General features: G+C 67.5%; 28 protein-coding genes and 1 tRNA gene. 15 read left to right on the top strand and 14 right to left on the bottom strand.

The window, feature by feature from the left end:
- Positions 1 to 13: 13 nt before the first annotated feature.
- Entirely contained in the window at positions 14 to 919 is a 906-nt protein-coding gene (locus E6N53_RS19495; RefSeq protein ID WP_142861100.1) for a PLP-dependent cysteine synthase family protein, read from the bottom strand.
- 99 nt (positions 920 to 1018) lie between these two features.
- Here E6N53_RS19495 and E6N53_RS19500 point away from each other — a divergent pair, with 99 nt between their 5' ends.
- Entirely contained in the window at positions 1019 to 1558 is a 540-nt protein-coding gene (locus E6N53_RS19500; RefSeq protein WP_142861101.1) for a DUF7504 family protein, read from the top strand.
- Between the two features lie 60 nt (positions 1559 to 1618).
- The gene (locus E6N53_RS19505) at positions 1619 to 2020 is read left to right on the top strand and encodes a thioredoxin domain-containing protein (RefSeq protein WP_142861102.1); all 402 of its coding nucleotides are present in this window, start codon (positions 1619 to 1621) and stop codon (positions 2018 to 2020) included.
- A 7-nt stretch (positions 2021 to 2027) separates the two neighbouring features.
- On the opposite strand, the gene E6N53_RS19510 is transcribed toward E6N53_RS19505, so the two are convergent.
- Positions 2028 to 4130: a thioredoxin domain-containing protein gene (locus E6N53_RS19510; protein WP_142861103.1), complete on the bottom strand. Its 2103-nt coding sequence runs from the start codon at positions 4128 to 4130 to the stop codon at positions 2028 to 2030.
- 96 nt (positions 4131 to 4226) lie between these two features.
- Between E6N53_RS19510 and E6N53_RS19515 the strand changes: the two genes are divergently transcribed.
- The 4 genes from E6N53_RS19515 to E6N53_RS19530 all read left to right on the top strand — a co-directional run bounded on the left by E6N53_RS19515 (position 4227) and on the right by E6N53_RS19530 (position 8148).
- Positions 4227 to 5078 carry a response regulator gene (locus E6N53_RS19515; RefSeq protein ID WP_142861104.1) on the top strand — a complete coding sequence of 284 codons (852 nt, stop codon included), beginning with the start codon at positions 4227 to 4229 and terminating at the stop codon, positions 5076 to 5078.
- Positions 5079 to 5187: 109 nt separating this feature from the next.
- A complete protein-coding gene (gene purD, locus E6N53_RS19520; protein ID WP_142861105.1) occupies positions 5188 to 6474 on the top strand; it encodes a phosphoribosylamine--glycine ligase in 1287 nt (428 codons plus the stop codon).
- Positions 6475 to 6518: 44 nt separating this feature from the next.
- The gene (locus tag E6N53_RS19525) at positions 6519 to 7541 is read left to right on the top strand and encodes an Acg family FMN-binding oxidoreductase (protein WP_142861106.1); all 1023 of its coding nucleotides are present in this window, start codon (positions 6519 to 6521) and stop codon (positions 7539 to 7541) included.
- Positions 7542 to 7698: 157 nt separating this feature from the next.
- Entirely contained in the window at positions 7699 to 8148 is a 450-nt protein-coding gene (locus E6N53_RS19530; RefSeq protein WP_142861155.1) for an acyltransferase, read from the top strand.
- A gap of 8 nt (positions 8149 to 8156) precedes the next feature.
- Here E6N53_RS19530 and E6N53_RS19535 read toward each other — a convergent pair whose 3' ends face one another.
- The 5 genes from E6N53_RS19535 to E6N53_RS19555 all read right to left on the bottom strand — a co-directional run bounded on the left by E6N53_RS19535 (position 8157) and on the right by E6N53_RS19555 (position 12338).
- Positions 8157 to 9218, bottom strand: coding sequence for an ATP-binding protein (locus E6N53_RS19535; protein ID WP_142861107.1), 1062 nt, complete (start codon positions 9216 to 9218; stop codon positions 8157 to 8159).
- A 263-nt stretch (positions 9219 to 9481) separates the two neighbouring features.
- The gene (locus E6N53_RS19540; RefSeq protein ID WP_142861108.1) at positions 9482 to 10234 is read right to left on the bottom strand and encodes a hypothetical protein; all 753 of its coding nucleotides are present in this window, start codon (positions 10232 to 10234) and stop codon (positions 9482 to 9484) included.
- 272 nt (positions 10235 to 10506) lie between these two features.
- Positions 10507 to 11280: a mechanosensitive ion channel domain-containing protein gene (locus E6N53_RS19545; protein ID WP_142861109.1), complete on the bottom strand. Its 774-nt coding sequence runs from the start codon at positions 11278 to 11280 to the stop codon at positions 10507 to 10509.
- Positions 11281 to 11282: 2 nt separating this feature from the next.
- Entirely contained in the window at positions 11283 to 12098 is an 816-nt protein-coding gene (gene dacZ, locus E6N53_RS19550) for a diadenylate cyclase (protein ID WP_136591892.1), read from the bottom strand.
- 156 nt (positions 12099 to 12254) lie between these two features.
- Positions 12255 to 12338, bottom strand: a tRNA-Leu gene (locus tag E6N53_RS19555).
- 95 nt (positions 12339 to 12433) lie between these two features.
- Here E6N53_RS19555 and E6N53_RS19560 point away from each other — a divergent pair.
- Positions 12434 to 12742, top strand: a complete 309-nt coding sequence (locus E6N53_RS19560; protein ID WP_136591893.1) for a cyclin family protein — start codon at positions 12434 to 12436, stop codon at positions 12740 to 12742.
- Here E6N53_RS19560 and E6N53_RS19565 read toward each other — a convergent pair.
- From E6N53_RS19565 to E6N53_RS19595, 7 genes are all read right to left on the bottom strand, one after another.
- Positions 12724 to 12972 (bottom strand): hypothetical protein, encoded by a 249-nt coding sequence (locus E6N53_RS19565; protein WP_136591894.1) that lies wholly within the window; start codon positions 12970 to 12972, stop codon positions 12724 to 12726. The genes E6N53_RS19560 and E6N53_RS19565 overlap by 19 nt on opposite strands.
- A gap of 83 nt (positions 12973 to 13055) precedes the next feature.
- Positions 13056 to 13559 carry a phosphopantetheine adenylyltransferase gene (locus E6N53_RS19570; protein ID WP_136591895.1) on the bottom strand — a complete coding sequence of 168 codons (504 nt, stop codon included), beginning with the start codon at positions 13557 to 13559 and terminating at the stop codon, positions 13056 to 13058.
- Positions 13560 to 13616: 57 nt separating this feature from the next.
- Positions 13617 to 14222: a winged helix-turn-helix transcriptional regulator gene (locus tag E6N53_RS19575; protein ID WP_142861110.1), complete on the bottom strand. Its 606-nt coding sequence runs from the start codon at positions 14220 to 14222 to the stop codon at positions 13617 to 13619.
- 104 nt (positions 14223 to 14326) lie between these two features.
- Positions 14327 to 15400: a glutamate--cysteine ligase gene (locus tag E6N53_RS19580; protein WP_142861111.1), complete on the bottom strand. Its 1074-nt coding sequence runs from the start codon at positions 15398 to 15400 to the stop codon at positions 14327 to 14329.
- A 53-nt stretch (positions 15401 to 15453) separates the two neighbouring features.
- Positions 15454 to 16083 carry a fibrillarin-like rRNA/tRNA 2'-O-methyltransferase gene (locus tag E6N53_RS19585; protein ID WP_142861112.1) on the bottom strand — a complete coding sequence of 210 codons (630 nt, stop codon included), beginning with the start codon at positions 16081 to 16083 and terminating at the stop codon, positions 15454 to 15456.
- Positions 16080 to 16943, bottom strand: a complete 864-nt coding sequence (locus E6N53_RS19590) for an NOP5/NOP56 family protein (RefSeq protein ID WP_142861113.1) — start codon at positions 16941 to 16943, stop codon at positions 16080 to 16082. Before E6N53_RS19590 ends, E6N53_RS19585 begins: the two co-directional genes overlap by 4 nt.
- A gap of 278 nt (positions 16944 to 17221) precedes the next feature.
- A complete protein-coding gene (locus tag E6N53_RS19595) occupies positions 17222 to 17416 on the bottom strand; it encodes a cold-shock protein (protein ID WP_136591900.1) in 195 nt (64 codons plus the stop codon).
- A 326-nt stretch (positions 17417 to 17742) separates the two neighbouring features.
- Here E6N53_RS19595 and trpB point away from each other — a divergent pair, with 326 nt between their 5' ends.
- From trpB to E6N53_RS19625, 8 genes are all read left to right on the top strand, one after another.
- On the top strand, positions 17743 to 18918 hold the full coding sequence (gene trpB / locus E6N53_RS19600) for a tryptophan synthase subunit beta (RefSeq protein WP_136591901.1): 1176 nt from the start codon (positions 17743 to 17745) through the stop codon (positions 18916 to 18918).
- A 75-nt stretch (positions 18919 to 18993) separates the two neighbouring features.
- Positions 18994 to 19149, top strand: a complete 156-nt coding sequence (locus E6N53_RS21185; protein WP_201740281.1) for a hypothetical protein — start codon at positions 18994 to 18996, stop codon at positions 19147 to 19149.
- A 71-nt stretch (positions 19150 to 19220) separates the two neighbouring features.
- Entirely contained in the window at positions 19221 to 19697 is a 477-nt protein-coding gene (locus E6N53_RS19605; RefSeq protein WP_142861114.1) for a DUF8009 family protein, read from the top strand.
- Positions 19698 to 19733: 36 nt separating this feature from the next.
- The gene (locus tag E6N53_RS19610) at positions 19734 to 20177 is read left to right on the top strand and encodes a hypothetical protein (RefSeq protein WP_236642433.1); all 444 of its coding nucleotides are present in this window, start codon (positions 19734 to 19736) and stop codon (positions 20175 to 20177) included.
- Positions 20178 to 20222: 45 nt separating this feature from the next.
- Positions 20223 to 20858 (top strand): DUF6517 family protein, encoded by a 636-nt coding sequence (locus E6N53_RS19615; RefSeq protein ID WP_142861115.1) that lies wholly within the window; start codon positions 20223 to 20225, stop codon positions 20856 to 20858.
- A gap of 64 nt (positions 20859 to 20922) precedes the next feature.
- A complete protein-coding gene (locus E6N53_RS21190) occupies positions 20923 to 21078 on the top strand; it encodes a hypothetical protein (RefSeq protein ID WP_201740282.1) in 156 nt (51 codons plus the stop codon).
- Positions 21075 to 22055, top strand: a complete 981-nt coding sequence (gene corA / locus E6N53_RS19620; RefSeq protein ID WP_142861116.1) for a magnesium/cobalt transporter CorA — start codon at positions 21075 to 21077, stop codon at positions 22053 to 22055. The genes E6N53_RS21190 and corA overlap by 4 nt, the downstream gene beginning before the upstream one ends.
- Before the next feature lie 401 nt (positions 22056 to 22456).
- The gene (locus tag E6N53_RS19625) at positions 22457 to 23431 is read left to right on the top strand and encodes a transcription initiation factor IIB (protein ID WP_142861117.1); all 975 of its coding nucleotides are present in this window, start codon (positions 22457 to 22459) and stop codon (positions 23429 to 23431) included.
- Positions 23432 to 23477: the final 46 nt, after the last annotated feature.

The raw sequence follows: 23477 nt of genomic DNA on the forward strand, positions 1-23477 counted from the left end.
CGCGAACGGGCGATTACGCGTCGAACATCCCGGTCGACATGTAGCGCTCGCCGCTGTCCCAGTACACGGTGACGACGAGCGGGTCGTCGACACCCGCGTCCGCCAGCCGGCCGGCCACCTGGCGGGCGACGAGGTTCGACGCGCCGCTCGACTGCCCCACGAGAATGCCCTCCTCGCGCGCCAGCCGCCGGCACTCGGCTTCCGCGTCGTCGATGGTGACGGTCTCGACGTTGTCGAGGAGGTCGACGTCGAGGTTCGGCGAGACGAACCCCGGCCCCATCCCCTGGAAGTCGTCCACGCCGGGTTCGCCGCCGGAGAGGACGGCGTTGTCGGCGGGCTCGACGGCGACGACCTCCATGTCGGGGAACGCCTCGCGGAGGCGTCGACCCGTCCCCGAGATGGTCCCCCCGGTCCCGACGCCGGCGACGAACGCGTCGATCTCGCGGTCGCCGACCTGTTCGATGATCTCCGGGCCGGTCGTCCGGTAGTGAGCGTCGGGGTTGGCGGGGTTCTCGAACTGTCGAAGCTGGTACATCCCCTCGGCCTCGAGTTCGTCCGCACGGTCTTTCGCGGCGGAGATGTCGCCGTCGACCAGTTCGATGGTCGCTCCGTACGCCTTCATGATGCCGCGGCGCTCCGGCGACTTCGACGAGGGCATCACGACGGTGAGGTCGTACCCCTTCGCCGCGGAGACGACGGCGAGCCCGATTCCCGTGTTACCACTCGTCGGTTCGACGAGGGCGTCGCCGGGTTCGATGTCGCCGGCCTCCTCGGCCGCTTCGACCATCGCCAGGGCGGGGCGGTCCTTCGCCGACCCGCCCGGGTTCTTCGACTCGACCTTCGCCGCCACTGTCGTCCCCTCGGGCGACGAGACCTGTACGAGCGGGGAGCCGACGGTGTCGAGGATGCTCCGGTCCATACGCTCGATTGCACAGCCGGTGATAAACCGGTGACGGACCGGCCGGCGGAGTCGGTGTGGCGTGTCTTTATATACTCGGACACGATTCAATAAGACAACATGAGTAGTGCAACGGACGAGCGGGTCGCCCTCCACGAAGACGAATCGTCGGTTCTCGTCCACGGGGCCGCGCTCGCGCCCCGGCCGTCGTTCGACGTAACCGCTCGCCTCGGCAGTGGCCGCCTCACCACGGTCGACGTCCGGTTCGGACGTCTCCCACCGGGGTTCGAGCTCGACGCCGAGACGCGGCTGGTCGCGCCGAGCGCCCCCGATGGACTCGATGACGAACGCGTCTACTCGGTCGGGGGGCCCGACAGTCTGACCGAATACGGCGTCGCGCTCACCCGGGTGTTCGAGGACGTCGACGGTCCGATTCTCGTCGAACTGGACTCACTGACCGCGCTGTTACAGCACGCCACGCTCAACGCCGTGTTCCGCTTCGTCCACGTCCTCAGCGGGCGGGTCGACAGGGAACAGGCGGTGCTCGTCGCCAGCATCGACCCCGGTGCTCACGACGAACAGACGCTCGCGACGATGACCCAGCCGTTCGACGTCGCCGTCACGGGCGAAGACGGCGCGCATCAAATCAGGCGGCGGTGACCGCGACGCCGGAGCGCGTCGCCGAACAGCGTTATATCCTTCCGTTCCCAATCGCGACCGATGAGCGAGACCCAGCGACTCGAGACGATGCAGCCGAACCCCGCGTGGGACGCCGACTCCTACCCGGACGTGGTCGACGCCCTCTCGCGGGACGGCCTCGTGTTCAAGGTGTGGGGCGGCGACTGGTGCAAGGACTGCCGGTCGCAGTTGCCCGACTTCGGTGCCGCGCTGGCGGCCGCGGGGGTCCCCGAGGAGAACGTCGGCCACTACCCCGTCGAGAAGGCAGACGACGGGTCGAAGGTCGGGCCGGGCGTCGACGAGTACGACATCGAACGCATTCCGACGGTCGTCGTCGAACGCGACGGCGCGGAACTCGTGCGGTTCGTCGAGGACGCCGACGCCCCCATCGCGGTGTACCTCGCAGAGCGGCTCGCGGCCGACGACATCGAAGCCGACGACTGAGACTCCCTTACTCTTCGACCCCGCTTTCGACCCACGCCAGCGCCTCGTCGACCGACGACTTCGGCGGCGAGCAGGTGAATCCTTCGCAGGCGTACACCGTCGGGCCGTCGCGCGCCTCCCGGCCCGCCCAGACCGGCGGCGTCTCGTCGAGGCCCAGCACCGAGCGCCACTCGCCGACTCCCGCGTCGGTTGCGGGTCGCTGTGTGACGACGGCCGCGGGCAGGTAGCGCGCCGCGAGCGTTTCGCGCCACGCCGCGGGTCGCTCGTCGGCCGCGAGCGTGAGTTCGAGCACCCCCTGATGGTACTTCTCGGCGGCGAGCGCGAGCGAGACGTGCTCCATCGGGTTGCCCTGGATGCGGTTCGCGTGCGTCTCGAGCACCTGCCGTGCGACGTCGGCGAAGTCGGCGTCGGGCACGAAGCTGTCGAGGTCGAAGAGGAGGTCCACCGCCACCCCGAGCGACGACGGCGTCGACTGGTCCGACAGCTCCTGTGGTCGCGTCACCAGCCCCTCGCCGCTCGCGGGTGTGAAGTACAGCGTCCGTCGCTCCGCGTCCCAGAACTCCGCTTCGACGACCCGCGCGAGGTCGAGTGCGAACGCGAGGTGTTCGACGTCGCCCGACACCTGATACAGGTCGAACGCGCCGCGCGCGAGGAAGGCGTAGTCCTCGAGGAACCCGGGGCCCTTCACGTCGCCGTCCTTGTATCGGTGAGCGAGCCGTCTCTCGTCCGCGTCCCACAGCTCCTCGCGGACGAACGCGAGCGCCTCGGCGGCCCGCTCGGTGTACGTCTCGTCGAGGACGCGGCCGCCCATCGCCAGCGCCGAGACCGCCATCCCGTTCCACGAGGCGAGCACCTTCTCGTCTCGCGCCGGCCGAACGCGCTCCTCACGGGCCGCGAAGAGGCGGTCGCGGGCCTCGCCGAGGCGCTCGCGGACCTCTTCGACGGGAGCGTCGTACTCCTCGGCGAGGTCCGCGAGGCTCGCTGCGAGCGTCAGGACCGTCGACCCGCCCTCGAAGTTCCCGCCGGGTGTAATACCGTAGTGGTCACAGACGAGACTCACCAACTCCTCGTCGTCGAGGACGTCGGCGACCTGTTCGGGGGTCCACACGTAGAACGTCCCCTCCTCCCCCCCGCTCCGGGCGTCGAGCGTGCTGTAGAAGCCGCCCCCGGGATGGGAGAGTTCGCGGTCGAGGAAGGCGAACGTCTCCCGAGCGACCTGTGCGTACCGCTCGGTCCCCGTGAGCTGGTACGCCCCGAGGTAGACCCGCGGGAGGAGGGCGTTGTCGTACAGCATCTTCTCGAAGTGCGGGACGACCCACTGGCGGTCGGTGGCGTACCGATGGAAGCCCCCGCCGAGGTGGTCGTACAGTCCGCCGTCGGCCATCGCGTCGAGCGTCCGCGTGACCACCTGCAGGGGCTCGTCGCGGCCGGTCCGGACGTACGACCGCATGAGGAGGTCGAGCCGCGATGGTTGAGGGAACTTCGGCCCCGACGACCCGAACCCGCCGTGCTCGCGGTCGGCGCTGCGGAGCGCGGCGCTCGTGGCGTTCGAGAGCGCCTCCGAGGAGACCTCTCCGCCGGAGTCGGGCGTCTCCTCCAGTTCGTTTCGGAGTAACGAACTCCACTGGTCGGCGCGGTTCTCTATCTCGTCTCGGTCCTGTTCCCACGACTCGGCGAGGCGTTCGAGCACGTCCACGAACCCGGGCATCCCCTGCCGGGCCGTCGGTGGGAAGTAGGTCCCGACGAAGAAGGGCCGGCCGTCGGGCGTCAGCCACACCGACAGCGGCCACCCGCCGCGCCCCGTGGTCCGCTGGCAGATGGTCATGTACACCGAGTCGATGTCGGGGCGCTCCTCGCGGTCGACCTTGATGGGGACGAAGTTGTCGTTGAGGAACGCCGCAACCTCCTCGTCGGCGAACGACTCTTCTTCCATGACGTGACACCAGTGACAGGCGGAGTAGCCGATGGAGAGGAAGACCGGGACGTCGCGCTCGCGCGCTTCCGCCAGTGCCTGCTCGTCCCACGGCTGCCAGTGGACGGGGTTGTCGGCGTGCTGGCGGAGATAGGGGCTCTCCTCCTCGTCGAGTCGGTTGCGTCCGGCGTGGTCCATGGGTGTGAATCGGTTCCGTGACGTAAAGACGCCACGCACCGAGGGGTCGAATCTACGTAAATTGTTAACTCTCGACAGTACGAATGCGAAGGGGTGATGAACGCGTTTTCCAGACGTTCGCGGGTCGTCGTGGCGGCCGTCGCGCTCGGACTCGTGGGGGTTCGGCTCCTGAGCGTCGAGTACGGCGCGCGCGTCGACTCGACCACACTCTTCCTCCTCGGTACGGCGGCGGCCGTCTTGCTCGTCCCGTGGGAACGGCTCGAGTCGTTCAGAGGCGGGAACGTCGAGATTACCGTGACACGGCCCGAGGTCAAAGCCGCAGTCGAGACACTCCAGTTAGACAGCCGGCTCGAAACCGAGCAGTTGCTGGCGACCATCGAAACCCTCGGTTCGGACGTCGACACTGCCCGCGGTGGGCGCGTCCTCTGGGTCGACGACAACCCGCACAAACTCCTGGGCGAGCGACGAATCCTTCGGGCGCTCGGGGTGACGGTCACGACGGCGGCGAGTTCGGAGCGGGCCGTCGCGATACTCGACGAGGACAACGACTTCGACCTGCTCGTCTCGGACGTCCAACGGGTGGGAGAGAGCTATCGGTACAACGACGGCAACAGGATACACGAAGGGGTGAACTTCGTCTGTCGGCTTCGCGACCACGCCGACCCGAACATCGCCAGCATGCGAGTCGTCTTCTACGCCAGCTACCCCTGGGAGAAACTGGTCGAATACACCCGACCCGCCAGAGAACGGCTCCCGGAGGCCGACCTCGTGAACACGTCCGGTGACCTCATCGAGGGAGTGATTCGGAACCTCGCAGCGGTCCGGACGGACCCCATCGAGTACCCCGGAACGACGGCACAGAAGAAACCGACTGCGTACACGACACCGACGTCAGGGATGCCGTCGGTCGACATGGACTCGAGAGAGGGTGCCACCGCGCTCGACTGACGGCGGTCGTTCCGGCGTCGGTACCCGGCCACACGGATACGCACAGCCGTGTACACATCGCTTCGCGCGAAAGGCAACCTTTACACTCTCGTGCTGAAGTCCTCCGATAATGACGGAGACCGTACTCTTGGTGGGAGGAGGCGGCCGCGAACACGCCATCGCCCGTGCAGTCGCCGACGACTGTGCCCTGTACGCCTGCGCGTCGAACCGCAACCCGGGCATCGCCCGCCTCGCCGAGCGAGTCGAGACCATCGGCGAGACCGACGTCGACGACATCGTCGCCTACGCCGACGAGGTCGGCGCGACGCTGGCCGTAATCGGCCCCGAGTCGGCGCTCGAAGCCGGCGTCGCGGACGCGCTCGACGAGAGCGGGGTGTACACCTTCGGCCCCCGGAAAGAAGACGCACGCATCGAGACCGACAAGGCGTACCAGCGCCGGTTCATGCAGGAGAACGACGTCCCGGGCTGTCCGGCGTTCGAGGTGTTCGACGACGTCGAGGCCGCCTGCGACTACATCGACGCGTTCGACGGCGACCTCGCGGTCAAGCCCGCCGGCCTGACAGGTGGGAAGGGCGTCAAGGTCATCGGCGACCAGGTCGACGAGGCGGGTGCGAAGGCGTACCTCCGCGAGGAACAGTACGACAGAGTCGTCCTCGAGGAACGGCTGGTCGGCGAGGAGTTCACCGTCCAGGCGTTCGTCGCCAACGGCGACGTCCGCGTGACGCCGGCGGTCCAGGACCACAAGCGCGCCTACGAGGGTGACGAGGGACCCAACACGGGCGGGATGGGGTCGTACTCGGACGCCTCGCTCGACCTGCCGTTCATGACCGAGGGTGACTACGCCGCGGCCGTCGAGGTCATCGAGGCCGTCGTCGACGCCCTGCCCGACTACAAAGGCGTCCTGTACGGGCAGTTCATGCTCACCACCGAGGGGCCGAAGGTCGTCGAGTTCAACGCCCGCTTCGGCGACCCCGAGGCGATGAACACGCTTCCGGTGCTCCGGACGCCGTTCCTCGACGTCCTGACCGCCGCCCGAGAGGGCGAACCGCTCCCCGAACTCCACTTCGACGAGCAGGCGACGGTGTGCAAGTACGCCGTCCCCGACGGCTACCCCACCGACCCCGTCGCGGGGGCGAAGATAACGGTCGACGAGGAGAGCGTCGGCAACGCCCTGCTGTTCTACGCCTCGGTCGACGCCCGCGAGGACGGCATCTACACCACCACGTCGCGGTCGTTCGCCGTCGTCGGCCTCGGCGACACCATCGAGAAGGCCGAAGCCGTCGCCGACGGCGCGCTCGCCGCCGCCGGGGAGGGCCTCCGGGTCCGCCACGACATCGGCAAGCACGACCTGGTCAGACGGCGCATCGACCACATGAACGAACTCCGCGGCGAGTAACCCCGCCGCACAATCTTCTTCGCCCCTCGTGACGAACGAGGAGCATGGACCGTCCAGCAGACGCCGGAGACCCGTGGGCCGTGTCCGCGGACGAGTTCCCCGACGACGCGTCACCCGAGACGCAGTTCGCGTTCCTCGTCCGCTACGCGGTTCTCGCCCCTTCCAGCCACAACACCCAGCCGTGGCGCTTCTCGGTCGACGACGGCGGGGTCGACGTCTACGCCGACACCGAGCGGTGGCTGCCGGTCGCGGACGCCGACCGCAGAGAACTGTTCGTGAGCGTCGGCTGTGCGCTCGAGAACCTCCTCGTCGCCGCCGAGCGGTTCGACTTCGACCACGAGGTGACTTACTTCCCGGACGGGACGAGCGACCACCCGGACGACGACCGCTTCGTCCACGTCGCGCGGGTCGTGCTCGCACCCGACGGGTCGCGGTCGGCGCTCCGTGGCGGCCTGTTCGAGGCGCTCACCGAGCGGTCGACGAACCACGGCCCCTTCTACGGCGAGGTGTCGCCGACGACGCGCGGTGCGCTCGCCGAGGCTGTGACCGACGCCGACATCTGGGCCCGGTTCGTCGAGAGCGCGGAGACGAAGGCGGCGCTCGGCGACCTGGTAACCCGCGCCGACCGCAGACAGTTCGAGAACCCGTCGTACCGGCGCGAACTGGGCGAGTGGATCGGCAACGGGGCGCTCGAACCGTCGTGGGTGAAGGCCAAACTGGGGCAGTTGGTGGTGACGCATCTCGACCTCGGCGACCGGCAGGCGGCGACGGATTCGGTGCTCGTCGAGAGCGCGCCGGTGGTGGTCGCCCTCGGTTCGGACGCGGACACGCTGAGCGCGCGCGTCCGGGTGGGGCAGACGTTCGAGCGACTGGCACTGTTCGCGACCACCGAGGGGCTCTCGGTCCATCCGATGAGCCAGGTGCTCGAACTCGCCGACCTCCGCGAGGAACTGGTCGAGACGCTCGGCGTCGAGACGGGGGTCGTCCAGCACCTCTTCCGCCTCGGCTACGCGGACCCCGAACCGGGCCGGTCGTCGCGACGGCCGCTCGCGGCCGTCGTGGACTGAGCGACGGGGGCGACGAACGCAGAGAGGCTTTTTACTCGCCGCTGTCGAAGCCGGAGTCGTGACAGACGCCCACGACGGCGCCGACGAGGACGCGAAGACGGGACGCCGCCACGACCGCCTGACACGGCATCCGACGCGGGGAGACGGCAACTCCCTGATGCGGTGGACCGAAGCGAAGTCGCCGCTCGCGGTGTCGCGGAACTACGCGGTCGTCCTCCTCGCCCGCGCCTCCCCGAGCCTCCGGCTGAAGAACCACCTCTTCCGGGCGCTCGGGATGCGCGTGGGAGCGGGCGTCGCGTGGGGCTTGGAGTCGACGCCGGACGTCTTCTGGCCCGAACTCATCACCGTCGAGGACGACGCCATCATCGGGTACGACGCGACGCTCCTCTGTCACGAGTTCCTCCAGGAGGAGTATCGGACCGGGGAGGTACACGTGGGTGAACGGGCGATGATCGGGGCCGGAGCGGTCGTCCTCCCGGGGGTCCGAATCGGCGCGGACGCACAGGTGGCCGCGAACTCGCTCGTCGACCGGGACGTCCCGCCGGGGGCGACAGTCGCCGGCGTCCCCGCGCGTGTCGTCTCCCGAGAGGACGCGGCGAACGACTAGGGGAGGAATCAGTCTTCGACGCTCGGCTCCACGGCGTCCTGTTCGACGACTGCGTCGGAGGCGTGCTGGAGGCGGACGGCGAACACCGCGCCCTCAGGGTCGTTGTCCTCGACCCAGACCGCCCCGTCGTAGTTGTCGACGATGTTGTCGACCAAGAACAGTCCGAGGCCGGTTCCGTGGTGAACGACGTCCTCGTCTTCGCGGCCGAAGATGAGGTCGCGCTGTGCGGGGGGGACGCCCGGGCCGTTGTCACAGATCCTGATGAGCACGTCGGTCTGCCTGTCGACGGCGTCGACCGTCACGCGCGGGACCTCCTTGTCGTTGTGGACCACCGCGTTCTCGAGGAGGGCGTCGAGCGCCGCGGGGAGGAGGTCGTCGGCGTACACGCGCACCCCCGGAACGTGGTCGAGCGAGAACTCGGCGTCGGGAAACCGCCGCTGGGCGGCGGTGACACGCTCTTCGAGTGCCTCCGCGAGACGGACGGGGCTGCTCTCGGCGTCGTACGACTGCTCGAGGAGTTCACGGAGTTTGCGGACGCGGTCGGAGCGGCCGACGACCTGCATCACCTGCTCGCGCGCCCGCTCGAGGGCGTCGAGCGCGTCGGGGTCGTCCGTCTGCGCCGCGGCCTGGTCGACGTAGCCGTACAGGAGGTTCAGTTCGTTGCGCAGGTCGTGGCGGAGCAGTCGGCTCAGCACGCGCGAGGTGCTGGCGTACCGGCGCTGCTTCGTCGTGTCGACGAAGACCGCGACGTACCCTTTCGTCTTCCCGCCGACGATGATCGGAGCCGTCGAACCCCGGCCGTACACCCGGGTGCCGAACTTCGTCTGCAGACCGAACTCACCCTGCCAGGGTTCGCCGCGGATGAGCGTCTCGACGATCTCGTCGACGACGTCGTCGTCACCGGCGAGGACCGAGACGGGTTCACCGACCAGTTCATCGCGGGTGTAGCCCGTGAACGACTGCCCCGCGCGGTTGACGTCGCGGACGAGGAAGTTCAGATCGAAGATGAGCATCGGGGTATCTGCGCTGTGGAGAGCTTCGACGTAGACAGGCGGGGACAGCGAAGACATCGTAGGTGTCACCAGTACTGTTCCAGGCGGCTTAATGCGTCCGATACTACAACGGTTTGAAGAATTTCTGTGAATCTGAACAGAACGCCCGGTGTCGGCCGACGAGCAGGAGGGCGTGAGAGAAACGAGGGGTCGTCGTCCCGTGCGTGCCAGGCAGGACGACTGAGGGCCGTTTTGGGTCTCGTGCGTGAGGGGTCTCGTGTCTTGTCCGGGTATCGGGACCGCGATTCAGTCGAGGGGTGTGTGCGCCGTCGTACGTGTACTCACTCGTCGTCGCGGAGGGTGAACAGTTCGTCGTAGTAGGTGGTGACGAGGCCGACGACGCCGTCGACGGCTTCGACCTCGTCGTCGGCCCACTGGTCGTGGCCGGCGACACCGGCGACGAAGTAGTCGGCGAGGCGAGCGACGTCGCCGGGGTCGGCCGCGGCCCCGTCGAGCATCGACTCGACCTTGATCCGGTGGGCGGTCGCCGCAGCGTCCATCCAGTTCATCTGCTGCCCGTGGAGCTTCCAGAAGCGAGTCTGTGCCTCGGCGTAGTCGCCGTCGATACCTGCGTACTCACAGACCTCGTCGAGGTACGACTCGACCAGGTCCCAGCGGGCGTCGTCGAGGAGCGGCCCGTCGCGAGGGGTCGCGTCCGTCAGGAGGAGCGTCGCGTCGAGTCCGCCCTCGACGGCCGCCGCGAAGTCGTCGCGGTTCTCGATTTCGTCCTGGACGAAGAGCGCCTCGACGAAGCGGACGCCGGCGAGGTGCGCCTCCGATTCGGGGACGTGGGGGAACTCCGCGGCGAACGCCTCGCCCATCAGGTCGCGGGCGGTGTTCGCCGCGTGGGTGGCGCCGGCCGCATCGCCGGCCCGGATGCAGGCCTCGCGCTCGTCCTGTGCGTAGAAGGCCCGGAGGAGCGTCTCGGCCACCGTGGATGCGTCGTAGCCGGTGCGTGGGGTCGTCGTGTCGGTACTGCGGACCGTCGTCGTCCGCGTGGGTTCGCGTGCCAGAGAGTTCGAAGATTCGGACATGGTTGATGGTTCGCGTGCCAGGCGACCCCTGCCGCGGGGTCGTCAGTTTCACCGTTCGAGAGGAGGTATATAACATCAACTCACCAACTATCACGGGTGAAAATGTGGAAAATTCAATATTAATCTGAAAGTCAGTATTTAATGAATATATGGTAACAGCGACGTCCTCGATTATGAGTGCGTGAAACGAACCCGTCCTCGATTAATGGCGCGTGAAACGGGGGACGGAAGCCCAACGAAGTGGGTTCCGACCGGCCCGGTGACCGGGGTGTTCAGCGGATTCGAGCGATACCACGTTCGAACACCTGGTCGTTCGGGAGGATGAGTTCCTCCCCGTCGGACTCGATGTGGGTGACGAACAGGTCCATCTCGGAGACGATACCGCGGGTGTCGCCGACGCGTATCTCGTCGCCGATTCCGTACGGTTGATTCAGCAGGAGGTAGATGCCCGCCGCGCCCGAGGCGAGCATCTGTTTGAACGCGACGACCGTGAGCACGATGAGCGCGAAGAAGTACGCCGCGAAGAGCACCATCAGCGCTCCGGTCGCGACACCGACCTGCGAGAGAGCGATGAGCGTGGCGAGAAAGAGGACGCTGTACTTCGCTCCCAGCGGGATGACGTCGACGCGCTCCAGTTTGACCCCTCGCAGGAGTTCGGCGACGAACAGTTCGACTTTGTCCGCGACCACTAGTCCGACGATGAGAATGAGCGTCGCCGCGAACAGTTGCGGGAAGAACGCCGCGATGGCGCTGCCGAGTTGGTCGACGTAGTTGAGGCCGACGAGCGAGAGCGCGACGAGGACCGCAAAGCCGATGACGAAGTACCGCGCGAGCCGAGAGATGATGACGACCGTTGACGTGCCGAAGTCGCGGGCGGTACGCTCGAACGACGTTCCCTCGATGGTGTCCGGGACGCCGAGGCGCTGGAGGACACGCACGAGGACGGCGCTCGTCAGATACCCCAAGAGGACGCCGAGGACGACCACGGCCAGCGCAATCCACACACGTGTCGGGACCGCATCGAGCGCCTCCACAGCCGTCTGCATCGTCAGTAGTCCTCCGGGTCGATCTCCAAGATGAGTTGGCCACCTTTGAACGCCCGCACCAGGCCGTCCGATTCCGACAGCACGATGGCCGTCGCGTTCGTGTCGCGCGTGATCGCACCACCGGCCATGTGCCGTGCGCCGAGCCCTTTGGGGATGTCGACCCCCTCGGCCGACGGTTCCAGGTAGCGATACGCGGAGACGATCTTGCCCGAGTCGGAGATGATGAACGCGCCGTCGAGCCGCGAGAACTCTTTCAGCATCACGTTCACGATGGGGTCGCCCACGTGGACGTGGGACTTCTCGAACGGGTTGTACGACAGCGGTCGGGACTTGTTCATCACCTTGCCGGCGTCGCCGACGACGAACAGTGCGCCCACGGGCTTGCCCTTCTGTCCCTTCTTGCCCAGTTCGATGGCCACCTCGAAGACGTCGCGGATGACGCCCGGTTCCGCCCGGGAGTGCGTGAAGAGGTCGTACAGCCCAGAGCGCATCGACTCGTCGACGCGCACGCGGACGACGGAGTCGGGGTCGCCGTCGAAGACCGCAACCGAGCACGCGAGGTCGTCACCCTCCGCGACGAGGCCGCGGTCCATGGCGCCCTCGATGCCGAACCGGATGCGGTCGCGGACGTTCTCGAACTCCAGCGGGAGTTCGACGAACGACTCGGCATCGACTGCGTTCTGTGGGGCGACGACCACGACCTCGGTCTCGGCGTCGTTGTTCACGACCTGTTCGTAGAACGAACTGTTCGGTGAGAAGAGGAACACACCGTCGACGTCCGTGATGAGGTAGTCAAGGAGCTCCGAGAGGGTCGCCATTGGTCAGTACCTCGAACGCCGGTGGGATAAGGGTTTACGTCGTCGGGGTCGGGCTGTCCGGTGATTCGGCTGCCGGCCGTCGACGACGCGAACGTTCGAGCCGGGATATGTGAGACCGGATTCGAACCGAGCCGAGACGTCACTCCGTTCGCTCAGTGCGTGGGACCGGATTTGAACCGGCGGACTCCTACGAGACAGCGTCCTAAGCGCTGCGCCGTTTCCTGGCTTGGCTACCCACGCGCGTCCTCCGCTTTTCCCTCCGCCGGATTCAACCCATCGCTTCGAACCCGGCGACCCGACGGACGGTTTTTACCGTTCGCGGTCGAACACGACGTATGTACCGGGCGCGCGACCGGGTGGAGAACGAGGAGTGGTTGGCCCGCATCGACCGCGCCGCCGACAGCCTCGACGTCGGCTCGGAGACCCGCTCCGTCGCGGTCGACCTCTTCCTCTCACACGTCCCCGATGCCGAGCGGTCCAAAGCGGCCGTCGCAGCGGCGAGCCTCTACGCCGGGAGCCTCATCGTCGGCGAAGAGCGCTCGCAGTCGCGCGTCGCCGAGACGATGGAGGTCTCGCGACTGTCGATTCAGACCCGCTGGAAGGACCTCCTCCGCGACGCGGGGTTTCAGCCGCCGGAGTGGTGATCGCGGGCCGTTCGGACGCCGAAGTGCCGCCACAGCACGTAATAGGTGACGAGTCCGCTGACGATGGCGGCCGTGACGCCCGCGGGCGCGCCGATGAGCGGCGACGCTTCCGACGTGGCTCCGATGGCGGCCCGTCGCGCGATGAGGTGGGTGACGCCGAAGCCGACGAAGGCGAACGTGGCGAGGCCGACGACGACGCTCCCGGCGACGGCGAGAGTCTTCGGGCGCATGGTCGTGATACATCCACGGGGTGTGAGAAGGTTTCGCTCGGTCAGGGGGCAGCGGTCGGCAATCGACGGCCAGCAGTCAGCGGTCAGCGGTTCGGCGAGTCACGTGCGGGTGGTCGTCCCTCACGACCGGGTGTGAGGCACCCGTGTTCGTCGATTTCGCCGCGGACGATACGCGTCGAGGAGATGCGGTCACCGTCGGCGGCGGGAACGTGGTCGACGACGCTGATTTCGAGCGGGTCGAGCCCGCGTTCGCGCCTGATTCGGTTGACCGCCTCGGCCCCCGACTTCGTCTCGGGGGAGACCACGAGCGCGTCGAAGCCGGGTTCGGTCGCGATGCCGGTCGGTTCGTCGAGGCGACGGATGGTGAACTCGCGGTCGTGCTGTGTCGAGTACCGGGCGAGTTCGGTTTCGAGGTCGCGCTTGCGTTCTTCGAACGGGCGGACGTACCGGTCGACGTTCCGCGTCTTCGGTGCCAGGTCGTCGCTCGTGAGGCCGACGGTGACGTCCCCGATCTCGAACGCCCGCTCGAACAGGGCACGGTGCCCGTCGTGGACCGGGTCGAACGTCCCGCCCAGCGCGACGTGCATACACCGGGCGTGGGGACGCCACGTCTTAAAATCGACTGCTTTCGGGCCCGCGTTCGGTCACTCCGTTCGGTCCTCCTCTTCGACCGTGATGGTCACGGGCGACTCGTCGTCTGCCGCGTCAGCCCCGCCGAGGCGACGGTCGAGGTTGAACACCGTGTTGAGCTGTCGTTGGACCTGGTCGACGACGCCGTTGACGAGGTCCGACGGCGCGATGGCCTCGTACTCGTACGGGTTGTTGCCCGCGCCGGCGCTCTCGCGCTTGCCACGCGTCACCGTCTCCTCCTCGTGGAGTTCAGCGAGCGCCTCGCGGACCGTACTCGGGTACAGACCGGTGCCGTCGGCGACCTCCTCGCTCGTCGACCTCGGGTGCTGCCGGAGGTAGACGTAGATGCGAGCGCGCGTCTCGGTGTCGAGCAGCCACGCCAGCAGGTCGACGACGTTCTCGTCGAACCCCTCGACCGCGCGGTCGGCCTCGGCTTCGAGCCGTTCCCGCGCGGCCTTCGCTTTCGCCGCAGTCGAACTGTCGCTCGACGCCGCCTCCGTGAGGTCGTCGAACTCGTCGGACGCGTCTTCCACGGGGCCCGCGGGCCCATCGTCGGTCACGGACCCGTCGTCGGGCGTGTCGTGCGTCTCGTCGGTCGGGTCGGTGTCCTCTGGAGCCATCGTGTTCTCGGGAGAAGGTCAAAACGCTGGATGGAAATAGTTTGTGCCGGCGTGTGTCGAGCGGGAGGGAACGGCGCGGCCGACCGGCCCGACACCACAGCCGTTCAGAGGAGGAGTGACTGACAGAGCGCGTCCATCCCTTCCTCGTCGTGCAGGCGGCGCTGGCGGGTCGAACAGCACTCGCCGTCGAGGATATCGCGCAGTCCGGAGACGCCGAGCCGGTCACACTCGGCGTCGACGTGGGTCACGAGGTCGACGACCGACTCGCCGTCGGGCGCGACGAACGACGCCTCCCGACCGTGGCGCATCGCACGCCACTTGTTCTCGTCGAGCAGTTCCCGCCGGATTTCGGTCCCCGACTCCCCGTCCTCGTACCGTTCGGCGAGGTCGATGACGAGCGCGTGGACGTACTCGGTGAACGCGGTTACGCGGGCGGGGTCGGTCTGCCCGTCCGGTGTCCGCACCTCGACGGTCCCGTGACCGGTGTGGGGTCGGACGTCGTACCACAGCTCTCCACGGTCGTTGATCGAGTCGGTCTCGACCATCTGGCGCTCGAACGCGAGATACGAGTCGAAGGAGTCGAACGCGGTCGGCATCCCCGTGTTGGGGAGCCCCTCGAAGACCTTCGCACGGGCGGAGGCGAGTCCCGTATCGAAGCCGTTCCAGTACGGCGAGTTCGCCGAGAGCGCGAGCAGTGGCGGGAGGTACCAGCGGAGTTCGTTCGCGACCCAGGTCGCCTTGTCGGCGTCGTCGACACCGACGTGGACGTGCAGGCCCGCCGTCGTGTTACGGTGCTGAGGGTACTGAATCCGGTCGAGTTGTGCGCGATAGCGCGGCTTCTCGGCGTGGTCGAGTTCGCGCCACTTCGCGGCCGGATGGAGCCCGGCGGCGGCGATGCGGTAGCCGTGGCGTTCGGCGTGGTCGACCAGCGCCGCTCTGACCGACCGCACCGTCTCGTCCACCCGGTCGACGGACTCGATAAGCGGTGTCTGCGTCTCGATGGTGAACTTGAACAGTTCGTGGTCGAGTCGGTCCTCGAGCAGGTCCGGCGGGGCGGCACCGTACACCAGGTCGCCGATTCCCGACGTCGGTCGACCGCGCTCGTCGACGATGTAGAACTCCTCCTCGACGCCGAGCGTCCCGAGCTGTGAGAACGCCTCCGACGAACCGATATCCATCGACGCGGGCTTCGCTCCCGGCTGTTAAATAAACCGTGGACCCCGGCCGGCTCTCACCGCGGGCGGGCCACGACGGCGAGGTGGTCGGCGTGGTACCTGTCGAGTCGGCGCGTCTCCAGCAGTTCGTACCCGTCCGACAGCCGCTCACGGACGCGCTCGAAGACGTCCTCGGGTGCGGCCGTGACGTCCTCGCTTCGAGCTTTCACCGCGAGGAGCAGCCGACCGTCGTCGGCGAGGAACTGTCGGTTCCGCAGGGCGACGTCGGCCTGCCCGCGCGTCGCGACGTCCTGGACGAGCAGGTCCAGGTCCGCTTCGACGACGTGGGCGTAGGTCTCCGGCCGCCGGGCGTCTTTCAGGAGGGGAAAGAGGCGCTCCCGACTGGCGGCCACCGAGAGGAGGTCACGTGTCGGGCGCGGAGCGAACTCGACCGCGTAGGTGGGGCCACAGACGTCGGCGACGTGGCTGACTGTCGTTCCCGACGCAGCCCCGAGATACAGGACCGACTGTGCGGGTCCGAGACCGGTCTCCATGTCGAGTGCGAGCATCGCACCGAGTTTCGACCGGCCGGCGTCCCAGACACGCCACTCACCCACAGTGGGCTCGCCGTACACCGGCTCACCCCGCGTGACGAGCCGCGACCGTCCGTCGACGGTTCGACGCTCGACGCCGTCGGGGAGGCTCACGCGCCGTCACCTCTCTCGTCTGTCTCCTCCGCCCGAGCACGGATACGCGCCATCCGCTCGGCCAGGTCGGCGTGGAGTCGGTCGCGGCGTTCGCCGGCGTAGTGGTCCGCGCGGGCGGCCAGTGCGAGCTTCGCGGCGAAGGCACGCGCGGCCGACCCCCGGTCGTCCCGACGCGTCCCGCGGACGAACTCGTGGGTGAAGATGACGCCGTGTTTGGGGGACGGGGCACGCCCGCGCAGGTGCGCGAAGAGCGCGTCCTCGGCGCCGAGGACCTGGACGGTCCCGGCGGGCATCTTCGCCAGTGGTTCGAGGCCGCCGGCGAGCGCGACGAGACGCGACGCGAGCACCGGTCCGGCCATCTCGGCGAGGTTCGGGACGACGGTGGGCGCGTGGGTTTCGAGGTACTGTCGCAGGCTGTCGCGCTCGTCCGCCAGCGCCGCCACCTGCGAGGCGAGCGCGACGACCCGTTCCTCGGTGGGGTCCTGTGGGTCGCGAGCGGCGACGTCGACTCCTGTCCCGACGTCGTCGAAGAGCGCTCCGGCCCACTCCTCGACGCGTTCGGCGAGTTCGTTCGCCGTCCGAGCGGCGTCGTCCATGGCCCGGACGGCGTGTTTCAGCTGCTGGTCGTCGGCGCGTTCGCGTTCGCGGACGACGCGGGCTGTGGCGTGCACCGTCACCTGGTGGAGCCACTCGTAGTACGCGTCCGTCGACTCTGTTCGTCCGGAGGCGACGGCGAGCGCCGGCCAGTCGTCCGGCTCGTCGGCCTCACCGTCGGTGATTGCGGCGGCGGCCCCGTCGAGGTCCGCTCGGTCGACACCCTCGAACCAGCCCCCGTTCGGTGGAGCGGTTCCGTCGTTCATACGTTCACGCGGACGCCCGCCGGTATAGCCGTCCCGGTCAGCGTCGACACGTCGGTGGCCACAGCGCGACCGCTCAGGAGGAGTGAAAACGGCGTCTGCCGGGAAATGCAGTCCCAGTCGAAGTCATCACACAGCCGACCGCACGTTGTCGTACGGTCGGCTGTGTAGACAGTTGCAACAGGGACTGCACCGGTCAAACGGGCGTCCGCTCGTCAGCAGGGCACCGCACGCCCATCACGAGTTGTCGAGAGTCGAGTCGTCTTCGGTCGAAATCGACCTTACAGGCGCGTCAGGTTCGCTGCGCGGGGACCCTTGGGCGAGCTCTCGATGGAGAACTCGACTTCCTGTCCCTCTTCGAGGTCCGGGCCGCCAACGTCTTCCATGTGGAAGAACACGTCGTCGTCCGCATCGTCCGTCGAGATGAAACCGTAGCCGCCAGTGTCGTTGAAGAAATCAACGTTTCCTTTCGCCATTGCATCTGTACTGCGGCCCGACACACGGATAAGGCTTGTGAATTCATCCACAAATAGCGTTCTCAGCAAAACATTGTTTTACAAATCTCTGATTAGATGGACGAATATTCTGATGTGTGGGGAGAGAGGTGTCGTGGGTTCCGTTTCCGTGTCGTTCGGCCCGGTTCCTCCGAGAACGTCCAGTTCTCGGTTCGTTCGGGTGTCATGTGCACAGTGAACACGGGAGATATATAAGACAGGGACGCACGAAATCGGTGGGTTCGACGGCTCTACCGACGGTTCGGTACGGCGGCAGATATTTGTACGAGAGTGAGACACGATGTGTCATGTCTCACGACCGACTCCCCCGCGGCGAGGGCGGACAGTTCGGCGACTTCGGCGGCCGGCACGTGCCCGAGGTGATGGACGAGCCGCTCGACCAGTTGACCCACGCGTTCGAGACCATCGTTCGGACGCCGGAGTTCCACGCGGAGTTCCGCGACGTCCTCGAACCGTACGCGGGGCGGCCGACGCCGCTTTACTACGCCGGGAACCTCTCCGAGGAGTACGGCGCGGACATCTATCTCAAGCGCGAGGACCTCTTACACGGGGGGGCGCACAAGATCAACAACGCCGTCGGGCAGGCGCTCCTGGCGAAGAAGGCGGGGAAGACACGGCTCATCGCCGAGACCGGTGCCGGCCAGCACGGGACGGCGACGGCGATGGTCGGCGCGCTGTTCGGGATGGACACGGAGATTTACATGGGGAAGAAGGACGTCGAGCGCCAGCGGATGAACGTCTTCCGCATGCGCCTGATGGGCGCGGAGGTGAACGAGGTTACCCGCGGTGGGTCGGGGCTCGCCGACGCCGTCGACGCCGCGCTGGAGGACTTCGCACACAACGTGGAGGACACGCACTATCTGGTGGGGTCGGCGGTGGGGCCGGACCCCTTCCCGCGGATGGTCAGAGAGTTCCAGTCGGTCATCGGCGAGGAAGCCCGCGAGCAGGTCATCGAACAGACGGGCGGCCTCCCGGACGCCTGCGTCGCCTGCGTGGGCGGCGGGTCGAACGCCATCGGGCTGTTCCACGCCTTCCGTGACGACGACGTCGCGTTCTACGGCGCGGAAGGTGGCGGCGAGGGTGCCGACTCGAAGAAGCACGCCGCACCGCTCGCGAAGGGCACGTCCGACGTCATCCACGGGATGCAGACGCGGGTCATCGACGACGACGTCGAGGTCCACTCCGTCTCGGCGGGGCTGGACTACCCCGGAGTCGGCCCCGAGCACGCGATGTTCCGGGCGGTGGGACGCTGTGAGTATCACGGTGTCACGGACGACCGGGCACTCGAGGCGTTCCGTACCCTCTCGGAGACCGAGGGCATCATCCCGGCACTGGAGACGAGCCACGCCGTCGCGCTCACGAGAGACCTCGCCGACGAGCACGACACCATCGTCGTCAACCTCTCGGGACGCGGCGACAAGGATATGGAGCAGGCGGCGACGCTGTTCGACCTCGGCAGCTGACGCGGCCGTGCCAGGTCCTCGACGGGACACGAATCATGATAACATTTAACAAGAAATCGTCCGTACGGGAGAGTGATGTCAGAACGGCCGTCCTACGTGTGCCGAGACTGTGAGGCTCCCGTGACGTCGGGTTCGTACCGAGCCTTCTGCCCGGAGTGTGGTGGCAAACTCCGCCCGAAAGCGTACGGCGACCCCGCGACGACAGCCACCGCCCGCGACGAGGGCGTCTGAGACCGAGACAGCCGACCGGCCGAGGACGTGACCGACAGCTTCCTTGACGCGGAGTGCGTGAGTACAGAGCGATGACGACGGGCTTCGATAAGCGACGCGAACGGGGGAGTGACGACCCGACGACCATCCGCAGCCTCGCGGTCACGGCCGACGACGTGGTGACGGCGCTCGAGGCCCACCAGCGTGCCGACAGGCCGGCCGTCCTCCGGGTGACGCCGCCGTTCGCCGGACGGATGCGGGCCCGCCTGCATCTCGTCGGCGGCGAGGGGGGTTACGATGGCGGTGCCGCGCCGCTGCACATCCACCCGGCGGCGTTCGTCGACTCCGACGTCGACACGGTCCCGCTCGTCGACGAGACCGAGGACGAACTCCGCCAGCAGGGTGAGTACTCCGTCGAACGTCACCGCGAGTTCCACGAGGAGGCCGTCGACGCGTGGCGCGAGTCGGTTCGAGCGGGACTCGTCGGCCGGCTCGAACTCGAGACCGAGACGACGAGCCACGCCGTCGACGTGAAGTATCTGGGCCGTCGGGCCGAGTCGTCGGGGTGAGCAGGGCTTTTCTACCGGTGGCATCTGCTTCGAACCGTGAGCGCGAACACGACCGGCGACGAGTACAGCCGCGGCCGGACGGAGGAGAAGCGCCAGCGACGGCAGCCGAAGGTCAATCCCCGCTACCGGCCCGTCATCGTCGTCGTCTGGGGCGTCGGCCTCGCCCTGCTGTTCGTGCTGTCGCTGTTCAGCCAGGCCGCCGCGACCATCCCGTGGGTCCTCCTCGTCTCGCACCTGTTCCTCGCTGGGCTCGTCCGGCAGGACATCAAATCCATCCGTAAGCAGGGGGTCGAGTGGGGGTTCTCCCGGCACCTCTGGTTCGCCGCGACGCTCGTCTTCCCGCTCGTCGCTCCGGCGTACTACCTCTACAGCGGGCGCGTCGTGCGTCGGGAGAACGAGCGACGAAAGCACAGGCAGGGACTCGGAGACGACACGGATGACGCCGACGCCGATGTCGACGGGGGAGAACCCACCTCCTGAGGCGAACGACAGGCTTTTTTCCTCGTCCGGAGCCAGTAGAAATCAATGCGACGAACCCAGCTCCTCGTGGTCGCCCTCGCCGCCGTCCTCGCGACGAGCGGCTGTCTCGGCGTCTTCTCGGGCGGGACGACGACGTTCGAGGCCGAGCCCGCCGACGTCGACGAGGCGGCCGCCTCCCAGACCGGCTTCGAGAAGAACGGGACGCGCGACAGCGTGGTCACCCGAGAGGTCGGTCCGGAGGGCGTCTCCGAGACGGTGCAGGTCGTCAACAAGGTGACGACGTACGAGAAGGCGCTCGAGATACCGCTCCTCGGGACGGCTCGACTCGGCGTGTTCAGCATCGTGTCGAGCCCCGCCGTCGAAGTCGCCGGGCAGACGTTCAACCCGCTCGCGGACTACTCGAACGACCGGCTCGTCCAGCTGGTGACGAACCGATTCGGGTCGCTCTCGGGTGTCGAACAGGTCAGTTCGCGACAGCTCACGGTGCTCGGGACCGAGACGACCGTGACGAAGTACGCCGCGACGACGACGGCACAGGGCCAGAACATCGACGTGTTCGTCCACGTGACCAAAGTCCGCCACGAGGGCGACTTCCTGGTCGGCATCGGTGTCTACCCCCAGCAACTCGACCAGGAGGCGGATATCCTCTCGCTGCTGCGAGCCGTCGAACATCCGGCGTAGGGGAGCCGCCAGCGGGCGAGCGACCCGGACAACGCTTTTCTGCAGTCCCTCGGAGGTAGCGGGCATGAACAACCTGCAGACGGTCGGTACCGTCCTCACCGCCGCGGGAGTCGTCGGGTACCTCCTCGGGGTGTTCGCGCCGTATCCCGGTCGTGGGTTCAGCGTCGCCGGCGTGATGGTCGGGCTCACCTTCCTCTCCATCGGGGGGGTCTTGCGATGACCGTCAGCGCGGTCGTCTACACCGAGTCGGGGGTCGACAGCTACGACGACCTCGAACGCGCCCGCGACGCCGACGGAACGACGTGGGTCCGCGCGTGGGACGCCGGCCCCGACGAACTCGACCGGGTCGCCTCGGTGTTCGGCATCCACCACCTCTCGGTCGAGGACGTCCAGCGCGACATCCGGCCGAAGACCGAGGAGTTCGCCTCACACACGTTCGTCCTCGTGAAGACCGCCTCGCTCCGGACCGGGGAGACGACGTTCCACGAGGAGTTGCGGACACAGCAGGTCGGACTGTTCATCGGGCGCGACTGGCTCGTGTCGATGTCGACGGTTGGACTCGACGCCGTCGAGGAGGTCTGGGCGTCCGTCCAGCGCGGCGACGCGCGCATCCTCCGACTCGGGGCGGACTTCGCGGCCTACCGCGTCATCGACCGTGTCGTCGACGGGTACTTTCTCGTCCTCGACGAGACCGAAGACCTCATCGAGGAGATCGAAGACGGCGTCCTCGCGGGACCGAGCGAGGAGGTGCTCGTCGCGCTGAACGACGTCAGACGCGACCTGCTCTCGGTCCGGAAGGTGCTGTGGCCGACCCGGGAGGCGGCGGCCATCCTCGCCCGTGGCGACCCCGACTACATCCAACCGGCGACGGAGAAGTACTACCGTGACGTGTACGACCACCTGGTCCAGTTGGTCGACCTGACGGAGACGTACCGCGACCTCGCCCGCGGGGCCCGAGACATCTATCTCAACTCGCTGTCGCAGTCGACCAACGAGGTGATGAAGACCCTGACCGTCGTCGCGACGCTCCTCCTGCCGCTGACGTTCGTCGTCGGCGTGTACGGGATGAACTTCGCCGGAGGGCCGTACAACATGCCCGAACTCGGCTGGCGGTTCGGCTACCCCGCGGTGATGCTCGGGATGGCCTCCGTCACGGTCATCTTGGTCGCGTACTTCAGACAGCAGCGCTGGCTCTGAGGCGCGCGGCGACCGACGAGCGTCGACGCACCGAGCGACGGCGAATCCGGAGAGATTTGGGTGAGAGTTCGGCAAATCCTCTTACTTACTCCGACGAATCGTCTCCCGGAAGCGCAGTGGGATACCCCGAGCCCGACGCTGTCGGTCCCGCACCGACCCCCCGAACCGGGTTCCCCGTGCGGCGAAACAGCTATATTGCGCTTCCGCTTCGGCCCGCCATCCGTGAGACGAGACACCTACCCAAGTGACCCGACGCTGTACGCTGATTACACCGACACGCGATGGCGAAAGGTTTATATACTTTTCGCACTTACTACTGGTAAGGAGACGGTGGCCGGCCTTCTATCTTCTCAGCTTCCCTCCCACGGCCACGCACGTCTCACCACCAAACCCACCCAATGATGAGCGACACGACACTCCGAACCTTCAACAGCGAGCACGAGACAGCCCTCGAACGAGAGACAGCGGACGAACAGGAGTCCGAGGAGGTATGCCCCGAGTGCGGTGGCACCCTGCACTCCGACGACGGCGAGACGGTCTGTTCCGAATGTGGCCTCGTCGTCGAGGACACGAACATCGACCACGGCCCCGAGTGGCGCGCGTTCGATTCCAAGGAGAAGGACCAGAAGTCACGCGTCGGTGCCCCCACGACGAACATGATGCACGACAAGGGGCTGTCGACCAACATCGGCTGGCAGAACAAAGACGCCTACGGCAACACCCTCTCTGCCCGCCAGCGCGAGCAGATGCAGCGGCTCCGCACCTGGAACGAGCGGTTCCGTACCCGCGACTCCAAGGAGCGCAACCTCAAGCAGGCGCTCGGCGAGATCGACCGGATGGCGAGCGCGCTCGGCCTGCCCGAGACCGTTCGTGAGACCGCGTCGGTCATCTACCGCCGCGCGCTTCAGGACGACCTCCTGCCCGGCCGAAGCATCGAGGGCGTCGCCACCTCGTCGCTGTACGCGGCCGCTCGACAGGCCGGCACGCCCCGCTCGCTCGACGAGATCGCCGCGGTCTCGCGCGTCGACAAGATGGAGCTGACCCGGACGTACCGGTACATCGTCCGTGAGCTCAAACTCGAGATTCAGCCCGCCGACCCCGAGCAGTACGTGCCCCGGTTCGCGTCAGACCTCGACCTCTCCGACGAGTCCGAGCGCCGCGCCCGTCAGCTCCTCCGGACGGCGAAGGAGGCGGGCATCCACTCGGGCAAATCGCCCGTCGGCCTCGCCGCCGCCGCCGTATACGCGGCCGCGCTCTTGACGAACGAGAAGGTCACCCAGTCGGAGGTGTCGGAGGTCGCGAACATCTCCGAGGTCACCATCCGAAACCGTTACAAAGAACTCCTCGAGGCCGAAGACACCGGGCTCACGGCCTGAGCACGTCGCGGTGGGTCGCCCGCCGAACCGGTCCCCGTGCGCAACA

Origin of the sequence: Salinigranum halophilum, assembly GCF_007004735.1 — an archaeon.
GTDB lineage: Archaea > Halobacteriota > Halobacteria > Halobacteriales > Haloferacaceae > Salinigranum > Salinigranum halophilum.

Excerpts from the sequence above, each read along its gene's own strand:
- E6N53_RS19510 (WP_142861103.1), bottom strand. The coding sequence starts at position 4,130 with ATGGACCACGCCGGACGCAACCGACTCGACGAGGAGGAGAGCCCCTAT.
- purD (WP_142861105.1), top strand. The coding sequence starts at position 5,188 with ATGACGGAGACCGTACTCTTGGTGGGAGGAGGCGGCCGCGAACACGCC.
- E6N53_RS19500 (WP_142861101.1), top strand. The coding sequence starts at position 1,019 with ATGAGTAGTGCAACGGACGAGCGGGTCGCCCTCCACGAAGACGAATCG.
- E6N53_RS19580 (WP_142861111.1), bottom strand. The coding sequence starts at position 15,400 with ATGGATATCGGTTCGTCGGAGGCGTTCTCACAGCTCGGGACGCTCGGC.
- E6N53_RS19570 (WP_136591895.1), bottom strand. The coding sequence starts at position 13,559 with ATGCACGTCGCGCTGGGCGGGACGTTCGACCCGGTCCACGACGGGCAC.
- E6N53_RS19525 (WP_142861106.1), top strand. The coding sequence starts at position 6,519 with ATGGACCGTCCAGCAGACGCCGGAGACCCGTGGGCCGTGTCCGCGGAC.
- E6N53_RS19535 (WP_142861107.1), bottom strand. The coding sequence starts at position 9,218 with ATGTCTTCGCTGTCCCCGCCTGTCTACGTCGAAGCTCTCCACAGCGCA.
- E6N53_RS19515 (WP_142861104.1), top strand. The coding sequence starts at position 4,227 with ATGAACGCGTTTTCCAGACGTTCGCGGGTCGTCGTGGCGGCCGTCGCG.
- E6N53_RS19565 (WP_136591894.1), bottom strand. The coding sequence starts at position 12,972 with ATGCGCCCGAAGACTCTCGCCGTCGCCGGGAGCGTCGTCGTCGGCCTC.
- E6N53_RS19495 (WP_142861100.1), bottom strand. The coding sequence starts at position 919 with ATGGACCGGAGCATCCTCGACACCGTCGGCTCCCCGCTCGTACAGGTC.
- E6N53_RS19595 (WP_136591900.1), bottom strand. The coding sequence starts at position 17,416 with ATGGCGAAAGGAAACGTTGATTTCTTCAACGACACTGGCGGCTACGGT.
- E6N53_RS19590 (WP_142861113.1), bottom strand. The coding sequence starts at position 16,943 with ATGAACGACGGAACCGCTCCACCGAACGGGGGCTGGTTCGAGGGTGTC.
- E6N53_RS21185 (WP_201740281.1), top strand. The coding sequence starts at position 18,994 with ATGTCAGAACGGCCGTCCTACGTGTGCCGAGACTGTGAGGCTCCCGTG.
- E6N53_RS19625 (WP_142861117.1), top strand. The coding sequence starts at position 22,457 with ATGAGCGACACGACACTCCGAACCTTCAACAGCGAGCACGAGACAGCC.
- E6N53_RS19605 (WP_142861114.1), top strand. The coding sequence starts at position 19,221 with ATGACGACGGGCTTCGATAAGCGACGCGAACGGGGGAGTGACGACCCG.
- corA (WP_142861116.1), top strand. The coding sequence starts at position 21,075 with ATGACCGTCAGCGCGGTCGTCTACACCGAGTCGGGGGTCGACAGCTAC.
- E6N53_RS19560 (WP_136591893.1), top strand. The coding sequence starts at position 12,434 with ATGTACCGGGCGCGCGACCGGGTGGAGAACGAGGAGTGGTTGGCCCGC.
- E6N53_RS19505 (WP_142861102.1), top strand. The coding sequence starts at position 1,619 with ATGAGCGAGACCCAGCGACTCGAGACGATGCAGCCGAACCCCGCGTGG.
- E6N53_RS19530 (WP_142861155.1), top strand. The coding sequence starts at position 7,699 with ATGCGGTGGACCGAAGCGAAGTCGCCGCTCGCGGTGTCGCGGAACTAC.
- E6N53_RS19545 (WP_142861109.1), bottom strand. The coding sequence starts at position 11,280 with ATGCAGACGGCTGTGGAGGCGCTCGATGCGGTCCCGACACGTGTGTGG.
- E6N53_RS19575 (WP_142861110.1), bottom strand. The coding sequence starts at position 14,222 with ATGGCTCCAGAGGACACCGACCCGACCGACGAGACGCACGACACGCCC.
- dacZ (WP_136591892.1), bottom strand. The coding sequence starts at position 12,098 with ATGGCGACCCTCTCGGAGCTCCTTGACTACCTCATCACGGACGTCGAC.
- trpB (WP_136591901.1), top strand. The coding sequence starts at position 17,743 with ATGTCTCACGACCGACTCCCCCGCGGCGAGGGCGGACAGTTCGGCGAC.
- E6N53_RS19540 (WP_142861108.1), bottom strand. The coding sequence starts at position 10,234 with ATGTCCGAATCTTCGAACTCTCTGGCACGCGAACCCACGCGGACGACG.
- E6N53_RS21190 (WP_201740282.1), top strand. The coding sequence starts at position 20,923 with ATGAACAACCTGCAGACGGTCGGTACCGTCCTCACCGCCGCGGGAGTC.
- E6N53_RS19615 (WP_142861115.1), top strand. The coding sequence starts at position 20,223 with ATGCGACGAACCCAGCTCCTCGTGGTCGCCCTCGCCGCCGTCCTCGCG.